Here is a 9,064-nt window from a genome sequence, read left to right as displayed (position 1 = left end):
TAGTTGTTTATACGCGCCCCGGATCGGCTCCGGAGCCGATCCGGCGGCGACCCCGGCAGGTAGGACCGGTAGGAAGGGAACCCGGACAGCGTGAGCGTGGACGAGACCAACGGCGACCTCGGCCAGGACCCCCAGGAGGAGGCCACCGGGGTACCCATCCCGCCCAGGGCCGGGGAGGCGGCGCGACGGCGGGGGCCGTTCGCCAAGGGGGACCGGGTGCAGCTGACCGACCCCAAGGGGCGCAAGCACACCGTCGTGCTCGAGCCGGGCAAGCAGTTCCACACCCACCGCGGCGCCCTCGCCCACGACGAGCTGATCGGCGCCCCCGAAGGGATCGTCGTCACCAGCACCGGCAACACGCCCTACCTGGCGCTGCGCCCGTTGCTCGCCGACTTCGTGCTCGCGATGCCCCGGGGCGCCGCCGTCGTCTACCCCAAGGACGCCGCGATGATCGTCGGCTATGCCGACATCTTCCCCGGCGCCCGGGTGCTGGAGGCCGGCGTCGGCTCCGGCGCGCTCGCCTGCTCCCTGCTGCGCGCCGTCGGCGATACCGGCCTGCTGGTGTCCTACGAGCGGCGCGCCGACTTCGCCGACGTCGCCCGCCGCAACATCGAGGCGTTCTTCGGCGGCCCGCACCCCGCCCACCAGCTGCGCGTCGGCGATCTCGGGACGGCCGAGGAGACCGACATGGACCGGGTCGTGCTCGACATGCTCGCGCCCTGGGAGGTGCTGGGGACCGTCGCCAGGGCGCTCGTGCCCGGCGGTGTGCTGTGCGCCTACGTGGCCACCGCCACCCAGCTGTCCCGCACCGTCGAGGCCCTGCGCGAGTACGGCGCGTTCGCCGAGCCGGCCGCCTTCGAGACCATGCTGCGCGACTGGCATCTCGACGGCCTGGCCGTCCGCCCCGAGCACCGGATGGTCGGCCACACCGGCTTCCTGCTCACCGCCCGCCGGCTCGCCGACGGCGTCACGCCACCGCCCCGCCGTCGCCGCCCCGCCAAGGGCGCCCACGGCGAGCCCGACCCCGCCACCGGGGAGGCGGCCGCGCCCGGCGGCCCCGCGCTCGTCGATGAGGCGGCGCCGGCCGGCGAGGCGACCCTGGCCGGTGAGGCGGCCCCGCGGCGCCCGGCCGACGAGCCCTGACCCCCGCCAGGCCCGCCCCGGCCCTTCCGCCGCCAACCTCCTGGACGCCGGCCCTCCGCCGCCGCCTCCGGGACGCCGGCTCCCTGGACGCCGTGCCCCGCGACAGCCGGACCGCCGCGCGCGGCTCACCCGGCGAGGGGCGCTCGTCGCGGCCGCCGGGCTCTCGGATGGCGAGCGGCCACGCCCCCGGGCAGAGTGGTGACCCGTGCCGCCGTCCCCGCCCTCAGCGCGTCCCGGCGCCGAGCCCACCCGCGCCGGGCGGCCGGCCAGCCGGCCACGCCGGTCAGGAGCCCGGGCCCGCCTCCAGCGTGCCGTCCGGCCGCTCCACGTAGATGCAGTCCCCGGGACACTCGTCCGCGGCGTCGATCACCGCGTCGACCAGTGGGAGCGGGATCACAGTCCGCGCCCCCGGCTCGGTCAGCAGGTCGCCGTCGGCCGTCTTCACGTAGGCCAGCCCGTCGATGTCGTGCTCGAACACGGATGGAGCACGTGTCACGCACAATCCGTCGCCGGTGCAGGCCCCCTGGTCGACACGGACCCGAAGGCCACTCGAAACACCCGAGTTCGTAGGAGTTGCCACGCGGCTCCGATCGTCTGTCACCATGGCACCGTAACCCGCTGTTTACGGCAAAGCCCGACCGTCCTCGCGGACCTTGCCTGCCAGCGGCGGTCACAACGGTAGTGTTGGGTGCGTCCCGGTCAGCACGGGGGAGGTGGAGGCGCGGTGTCCGGTCCCCGTTCGGGCTCTGGCTCCGATGGGAGCACGGGTCGTCCTGGTGACGCCGAAACGGCGCGAACGTCGGCGTACCAGAAGGAAGTGCACGAACTCACGACGCAGGTCGCCTTCCTCGAGGAGGAAGTGGCCATGTTGCGACGGCGGCTGTCCGAGTCGCCTCGACAGGTTCGGGTGCTCGAGGAGCGGCTTGCTGAGCTCCAGGCCGACCTGGCGAGTGCCTCGGCCCACAACGAGAAACTCGTCGCCACCCTCCGCGAGGCGCGTGACCAGATCGTCACGCTCAAGGAGGAGGTCGACCGGCTGGCACAGCCGCCGAGCGGATACGGGATCTTCCTGAACCCGTACGACGACGGCACCGTCGACGTGTTCACCCAGGGCCGCAAGCTCCGGGTGACCGTGTCGCCGAACGTCGACGTCGACGCGCTGCGGCCCGGCCAGGAGGTCATGCTCAACGAGGCGCTCAACGTCGTCGAGACGCGCGCCTACGAGCGGCACGGCGAGATCGTCCTGCTCAAGGAGGTCCTCGAAGGCGGCGATCGAGCGCTCGTCATCGGACACACGGACGAGGAGCGGGTGGTCATGCTCGCCCAGCCGCTGCTCGACGGCCCGGTGCGCGCGGGCGACTCGCTGCTCGTCGAGCCGCGCAGCGGCTACGCGTTCGAGCGCATCCCGAAGTCCGAGGTCGAGGAACTCGTCCTCGAAGAGGTCCCCGACATCGGCTACGAGCAGATCGGCGGCCTCAAGGGCCAGATCGAGATGATCCGCGACGCGGTCGAGCTGCCGTTCCTCTACAAGGAACTGTTCGTCGAGCACCGGCTCAAGCCCCCGAAGGGTGTGCTCCTCTACGGCCCGCCCGGGTGCGGCAAGACGCTCATCGCCAAGGCCGTCGCCAACTCGCTCGCCAAGAAGGTCGAGGCGCAGAGCGGCGGCGGCAGCGGCCGGGCGTTCTTCCTCAACATCAAGGGCCCCGAGCTGCTCAACAAGTACGTCGGCGAGACCGAGCGGCAGATCCGCCTGGTCTTCCAGCGGGCCCGCGAGAAGGCGTCCGAGGGCATGCCGGTCATCGTGTTCTTCGACGAGATGGACTCGATCTTCCGGACCCGCGGCTCGGGCGTGTCCTCCGACGTCGAGAACACGATCGTCCCGCAGCTGCTCGCCGAGATCGACGGCGTCGAGCTGCTGGAGAACGTGATCGTCATCGGCGCCTCCAACCGCGAGGACATGATCGACCCCGCGATCCTGCGGCCCGGCCGGCTGGACGTGAAGATCAAGGTCGAGCGGCCCGACGCCGAGGCGGCCAAGGACATCTTCGCCAAGTACGTCCTGTCCGACCTGCCGCTGCACCCCGACGACGTGGCCGAGAACGGCGGCAGCCCCGAGGCCACCGTCGGAGCCATGATCCAGCGGACCGTCGAGCGGATGTACTCCGAGAGCGAGGAGAACCGCTTCCTCGAGGTCACCTACGCCAACGGCGACAAGGAAGTCCTGTACTTCAAGGACTTCAACTCCGGCGCCATGATCGAGAACATCGTGGCCCGCGCCAAGAAGATGGCCGTCAAGGAGCACATCGAAGGCGGCGCCAAGGGCATCCGGATGCAGCACCTGCTCCAGGCCTGCATGGACGAGTTCAAGGAGAACGAAGACCTCCCGAACACGACCAACCCGGACGACTGGGCCCGCATCTCCGGCAAGAAGGGCGAACGGATCGTCTACATCCGCACCCTCGTCACCGGAACCAAGGGCACCGAAGCCGGCCGCTCCATCGACACCATCGCCAACACCGGCCAGTACCTGTAACCGAAGCGGGCCACCCGGCTCCACCGCCCCCGGGCGGCGCCGGGCGGCCCGCCCGGACAGCACCACCCCACAGGCACCCCGAGGCCGCCGTTCCCGCCAGGAACGGCGGCCTCGGCCGTCTTCGCGGCACGGGCCACGACACGTGGCCGCCCTCGCCGTCGCCCCCGTCGCCCCGCCATCCGCCATCCGGCGACGGCGCCGTCGCCGGACGCCGGACGGCATATCGGACGTTCCGGACCGGCCCAGGCCCCGTCGCACATCCACCCCACGCGGACAAGACGCTCTCCTTCAGCCGCCCGGCGCGGCCACATGCCGGGCGTTCAGGACAGGTCGGGCCCGGCGGGACGCCGGGCCCGCGACGAAACAACGGTCCCGTCCGGCCGTCCAAGTCGCCGCGGACGGCCTACGCTGAGGGAGTGAGCGTTCGCCGGATCATGGGTGTCGAGACCGAGTACGGCGTCTCGGTGCCCGGCCAGCCCAACACCAACCAGATGCTTGCCTCCTCGTTGGTCGTGAACTCCTACGCCAACCGAGTGGCCAGCGGCGGCAGCCGGGCCCGCTGGGACTTCGAAGAGGAGTCCCCGCTCCGCGACGCCCGCGGCTTCGAGATGCCGCGCGAGCCCGTCGTCGACCCCGCCGCCCCGGCCAACGAGGACGACCTGGGCCTGGCGAACGTCATCCTGACCAACGGCGCCCGGTTCTACGTCGACCACGCCCACCCCGAGTACTCCGCGCCCGAATGCACCAACCCCCGCGACGTCGTCCTGTGGGACAAGTCCGGCGAACGCGTCATGGCCGAGGCCGCCCGGCGCGCCCTCCAGGTCCCCGGCACCCAACCGGTCAACCTCTACAAGAACAACACCGACAACAAGGGTGTCTCCTACGGCTGCCACGAGAACTACCTCATGGCCCGCTCCACCCCGTTCGGCGAGATCGTCCGCAACCTCACCCCCTTCTTCGTCACCCGCCAGGTCTACTGCGGCGCCGGCCGCGTCGGCATCGGCGTCGACGGCCGCACCGCCGGTTACCAGCTCAGCCAGCGCGCCGACTTCTTCGAGGTCGAGGTCGGCCTCGAGACCACCCTCAAGCGGCCCATCATCAACACCCGCGACGAGCCGCACGCCGACCCCGAGAAGTACCGCCGCCTGCACGTCATCATCGGCGACGCCAACATGAGCGAGATCGCCACCTACCTCAAGGTCGGCACCACCGCCCTCGTCCTGTCGATGATCGAAGACAGCTGGTTCACCGTCGACCTGTCCGTCGACGGCCCCGTCGCCGCCCTGCGCGCCGTCTCCCACGACCCCGGCCTGCGACACCTGCTCACCCTGCGCGACGGACGGAAGATGACCGCCGTCCAGCTCCAGATGGAATACCTCGAGCAGGCCCGCAAGTACGTCGAGGACCGCTACGGCACCGACGCCGACGCCCAGACCACCGACATCCTCGCCCGCTGGGAATCCGTCCTCACCCGCCTCGAGCAGGACCCGATGACCTGCGCCCGCGAACTCGACTGGGTCGCCAAGCTCTCCATCGCCGAGGGCTACCGCACCCGCGACAACCTGCCCTGGAACGACCCACGGCTCCAGCTCGTCGACCTCCAGTACCACGACGTCCGCCCCGACAAGGGCCTCTACAACCGGCTCGTCGCCCGCGGCCGCATGGACCGGCTCGTCACCGAGGACGACGTCACCCGCGCCATGACCGAGCCCCCCGCCGACACCCGGGCCTACTTCCGCGGCCGCTGCCTCGCCCAGTACCCGCAGCAGGTCGCCGCCGCCAGCTGGGACTCCGTCATCTTCGACATCGGCCGCGACTCGCTGCAGCGCGTCCCCACCCTGGAACCGCTGCGCGGCACCAAGAACCACGTCGGCGCCCTGCTCGACCGCTGCCGCACCGCCGCCGAACTCGTCGACGCCCTCTCTGGCAAGTAAGGCTGGGACGCGAAGCGCCCCAGCCGTCGGGCGCTTCACGCCCTCCCCCCACCTGCCAGGGGCAGGTCTGGAAGACCACAGCCGGGACCGTCCGTGCCCGGTCTCTTGGCTGGGTTGGCGAGATCGGCCACGGACGGCCGGGCCGGGCGCCGCGCGCCCTCGCCGCGCCGAACGCATCGGAGGCACCCAAGCCACGGACGGGTGAGCCCGGGCGCCCGCGAAGCGGCGGCTGGCCCGGGCGCGGGCCGTGCTGGCCCGTCGCCGCCCGGTGACCGACGCCGGCCGTCACTGTCGTTGAGAAGACATGACGCCCCCGGGCCGCTGACGTGGCCGGATGGCGTGTCAGGACGTCGTCCAACCCCCGTTGCGCTTAGGGCTGACGGGCGGACGTGGCCGGGCGTTCGTGATGGAGTCGTGGTGGAGTGGAGCTCTCCCGGAACCATCGGAAGCCCCCGGCGGGCCGGGATAGTGTGATCGCAGGCGGCGCCCCCATGGACCAGCCACGGACCATCCGGGGCCGGGGTGGCGGCGCCTGACCGACCGGGCGGCGCTGGGCGCGCCGCCCGCGACGACAGGAGGCAGCCATGCCGAGCAGGGACACCAGCGGCGGCCAGACCCACGGCAGCCGCCGCGACGACGAGGTCGAAGAGGTCGAGGTTGAGGAGCGCAACTCCTCTGACCTCAAGGAACGGCACGAGAAGCTCTCTGAGGACGTCGACTCGCTCCTGGACGAGATCGACGACGTTCTCGAGGAAAACGCCGAAGAGTTTGTCAAGGGATACATTCAGAAGGGAGGGGAGTAGAACCCTCCATCCTAGCGTGTCATCCTAAAGTCTGTCAACTGCCCCGCTAGGCGCCCGAGCGGTCCACGATCAAGAGCGAACCTTCCCATGACCCTGAAGACGTGTCGCGACTGCGGCGTCGCCAAGCCGCTGGAGCAGTTCCACCCGCACGCACAGATGAAGGACGGCAGGCACAACTACTGCGTCGAGTGCTACCGGCGGCGCAACCGTGAGCGGTACCAGCGGAAGAAGGCGGGTGACCTCCGGGACGGTCGGCGTACCCGTCCGTTGGAGTTCGACGGCTACCGAGTCTGCCCCGACTGTGGGGAGCGCAAGCCCGCGTCGGAATTTGCCACAAGGAAGCGTGCCTCTGACGGCCTGCATACCTACTGCAGGCCCTGTAACAACGCGCGGGCGTACGCAAGCATCGAGCGGCTGCACGGTACGTCGCGGAACTGGAAGCTGAAGGAGCGCTACGGGCTCACCGCCGAGCAGGTCGCCCAGATGGTCGCGGATCAGGGTGGCATGTGCGCGATCTGTGAGGAGCGGCCGGCCGAGCACGTGGACCACGATCACGCGACGGGTGTGGTTCGCGGCGTTCTCTGCTTCACCTGCAACGTGGGGCTGGGCACCTTCGAGGACGACCCGACGCGCCTCCTGGACGCGATGCGCTACCTGTGGCTCTGGGGCGCCGAGTGCCTGGCCGCCGCGTGGTGGATGCGGATGCCGTCCCCGAGCCGGGCGCCGGGCGGTGACGCGGATGTGCCTGGTGACGACGCCTGGCTGTCTGGTATCAACCTAGATCGCCTGTTCTATCGCCGGAAGGGCCTGAGTCCCGGCGAGATGGCCAAGATGATCGAGATCCAGGCCGGCGGGTGCGCGGTCTGCGGGACGGAGTCGCCGGAACACGTCGACCATGACCACGCGACCGGCAAGGTCCGTGGCATCTTGTGCTTCGGCTGCAATACCGGGATGGGCAGCTTCGGGGACGATCCGGACCGCCTGGCCAGGGCGGCGCGTTACCTGCGGCCCGTCGTGACTACTACTTGAAGGGGGATGCGTGCCGGACCCAACTGGCGTGGCTGGGCGTCTACCGTCCGTGTTCATGATGCCGGGAACGTCGTCGTTCACCGAGTTCCTGTCGCTCGCGGCGCCTGATCTGCTGCCCGGCAGCCGCGAGCAGCTGCCGGTGCCCGTGACGGAGGTGGCGCACGGGACCACGATCGTGGCGGTGACCTTCCCCGGTGGCGTGATCATGGCCGGTGACCGGCGGGCGACGCAGGGGAACCTGATCGCGACGAGGGACGTGGAGAAGGTGTTCCACGCCGACGAGTACTCGGCGGTCGGCTATGCCGGCACCGCGGGCGTGGGCGCGGACCTGGTGAAGCTGTTCCAGGTCGAGCTGGAGCACTACGAGAAGATCGAGGGCGCGGTGCTGTCGCTGGACGCGAAGGCGAACCGGCTCGGCTTCATGGTCAAGGGCAACCTGCCGATGGCGATGCAGGGCCTGGCCGTCGTGCCGCTGTTCGCCGGGTACGACCTCGACACGGGCGCCGGCCGGATCTTCTCCTATGACATCGCGGCGGCCCGGTCGGAGGAGAAGGGCTTCCATTCGATCGGTTCGGGGTCGCTGTTCGCCCGGGGTGCGTTGAAGAAGCTCTACAAGGACGACCTGTCGGAGGAGCGCGCTGTCCGGATCAGCCTGGAGGCGCTCTACGATGCGGCGGACGACGACTCGGCGACCGGTGGTCCTGACATGACCCGCCGGATTTTCCCGGTGGTCGCGGCCGTCACCGCCGACGGGTTCCGGCGGTACTCGGACGACGAGGTGGGGGCCGTGGTGGACGCCCTCGTCGCCGATCGTCTGACGAACCCGGGAGGATGACGTGACCATGCCGTTCGGCGGCTACGCAAGTCCGGAGCAGTGGGTCCGGGACAAGTCGGAATATGCCCGGAAGGGCATCGCGCGCGGCCGCAGCGTCGTCATCGTGACCTACGCGGACGGCATCTTGTTCGTCGCCGAGAACCCGTCCGCGACGCTACACAAGATCAGTGAGGTGTATGACCGGATCGCGTTCGCCGCGGTCGGGAAGTACAACGAGTTCGAGAACCTGCGTACGGCGGGGATCCGACTGACGGACATGAAGGGCTACACCTACGACCGGCGGGACGTGACCGCCCGGGCGTTGGCGAACGCCTATGCGCAGACGCTCGGCGCGATCTTCACGGACAGCATCAAGCCGTACGAGGTGGAGATCGTGGTCGCCGAGGTCGGGCCGACGCCCGAGTCGGACCAGATCTATCGGCTGACGTATGACGGTTCGATCGCGGACGAGCGGGGATTCGTCGCGATCGGGGGTCAGTCAGAGCAGGTGAACACGTCGCTGCGGGAGCACCACACGGCGGGCCAGCCGCTGGCGGCGGCGCTGCGGGTGGCGGTGAAGGCGCTGACGGCGGGTGTCCAGCCGGGCGGGGCGGCGAACGGCGAGCGGGTGCTGTCGGCGGCCAACCTCGAGGTGGCGGTTCTGGACCGCACCCGCCCGCGTCGGCAGTTCAAGCGGGTCATCGGCGCGCAGCTCGACGGTCTGCTGGCGGAGACCGCCGACGCCTGACGCGCCGTTCGCCGGTCCCGCGCCGGCGCGGCCGCCGCCCCCCCGCCCCCGGAGGGATTA

The 9,064-nt window shown here is 70.6% G+C and carries 8 protein-coding genes; 7 read left to right on the top strand and 1 reads right to left on the bottom strand.

All coding sequences use genetic code 11. The features are described from left to right. Positions 1-156 precede the first annotated feature (156 nt). Positions 157-1,143: a tRNA (adenine-N1)-methyltransferase gene (locus tag I6A81_RS02830; RefSeq protein WP_307874425.1), complete on the top strand. Its 987-nt coding sequence runs from the start codon at positions 157-159 to the stop codon at positions 1,141-1,143. Between the two features lie 283 nt (positions 1,144-1,426). Here the strand turns inward: I6A81_RS02830 and I6A81_RS02825 are convergent, their stop codons facing one another. Next, positions 1,427-1,723 (bottom strand): ferredoxin, encoded by a 297-nt coding sequence (locus tag I6A81_RS02825; protein WP_307874424.1) that lies wholly within the window; start codon positions 1,721-1,723, stop codon positions 1,427-1,429. 144 nt (positions 1,724-1,867) lie between these two features. Here I6A81_RS02825 and arc point away from each other — a divergent pair, with 144 nt between their 5' ends. The 6 genes from arc to prcA all read left to right on the top strand — a co-directional run bounded on the left by arc (position 1,868) and on the right by prcA (position 9,004). Beyond that, on the top strand, positions 1,868-3,676 hold the full coding sequence (gene arc / locus I6A81_RS02820; RefSeq protein ID WP_203003368.1) for a proteasome ATPase: 1,809 nt from the start codon (positions 1,868-1,870) through the stop codon (positions 3,674-3,676). A gap of 416 nt (positions 3,677-4,092) precedes the next feature. Next, positions 4,093-5,610: a depupylase/deamidase Dop gene (dop, locus tag I6A81_RS02815; RefSeq protein WP_407661237.1), complete on the top strand. Its 1,518-nt coding sequence runs from the start codon at positions 4,093-4,095 to the stop codon at positions 5,608-5,610. Between the two features lie 584 nt (positions 5,611-6,194). Next, positions 6,195-6,413, top strand: coding sequence for a ubiquitin-like protein Pup (locus I6A81_RS02810; protein WP_203003369.1), 219 nt, complete (start codon positions 6,195-6,197; stop codon positions 6,411-6,413). 87 nt (positions 6,414-6,500) lie between these two features. Further along, positions 6,501-7,442: an endonuclease VII domain-containing protein gene (locus I6A81_RS02805; RefSeq protein WP_203003370.1), complete on the top strand. Its 942-nt coding sequence runs from the start codon at positions 6,501-6,503 to the stop codon at positions 7,440-7,442. A 10-nt stretch (positions 7,443-7,452) separates the two neighbouring features. Then, a complete protein-coding gene (prcB, locus tag I6A81_RS02800; RefSeq protein ID WP_203003371.1) occupies positions 7,453-8,277 on the top strand; it encodes a proteasome subunit beta in 825 nt (274 codons plus the stop codon). Between the two features lies 1 nt (position 8,278). Further along, positions 8,279-9,004 carry a proteasome subunit alpha gene (prcA, locus tag I6A81_RS02795; protein WP_203003372.1) on the top strand — a complete coding sequence of 242 codons (726 nt, stop codon included), beginning with the start codon at positions 8,279-8,281 and terminating at the stop codon, positions 9,002-9,004. The last annotated feature ends 60 nt before the right edge of the window (positions 9,005-9,064 follow it).

The organism is Frankia nepalensis (assembly GCF_016786325.1).
Taxonomy (GTDB): Bacteria; Actinomycetota; Actinomycetes; order Frankiales; family Frankiaceae; genus Pseudofrankia; species Pseudofrankia nepalensis.
The sequence above is the reverse complement of the archived record's forward strand: the minus strand, read 5'-3'. Positions and strand labels throughout refer to the sequence as shown.

Excerpts from the sequence above, each read along its gene's own strand:
- I6A81_RS02805 (WP_203003370.1), top strand. The coding sequence starts at position 6,501 with ATGACCCTGAAGACGTGTCGCGACTGCGGCGTCGCCAAGCCGCTGGAG.
- I6A81_RS02810 (WP_203003369.1), top strand. The coding sequence starts at position 6,195 with ATGCCGAGCAGGGACACCAGCGGCGGCCAGACCCACGGCAGCCGCCGC.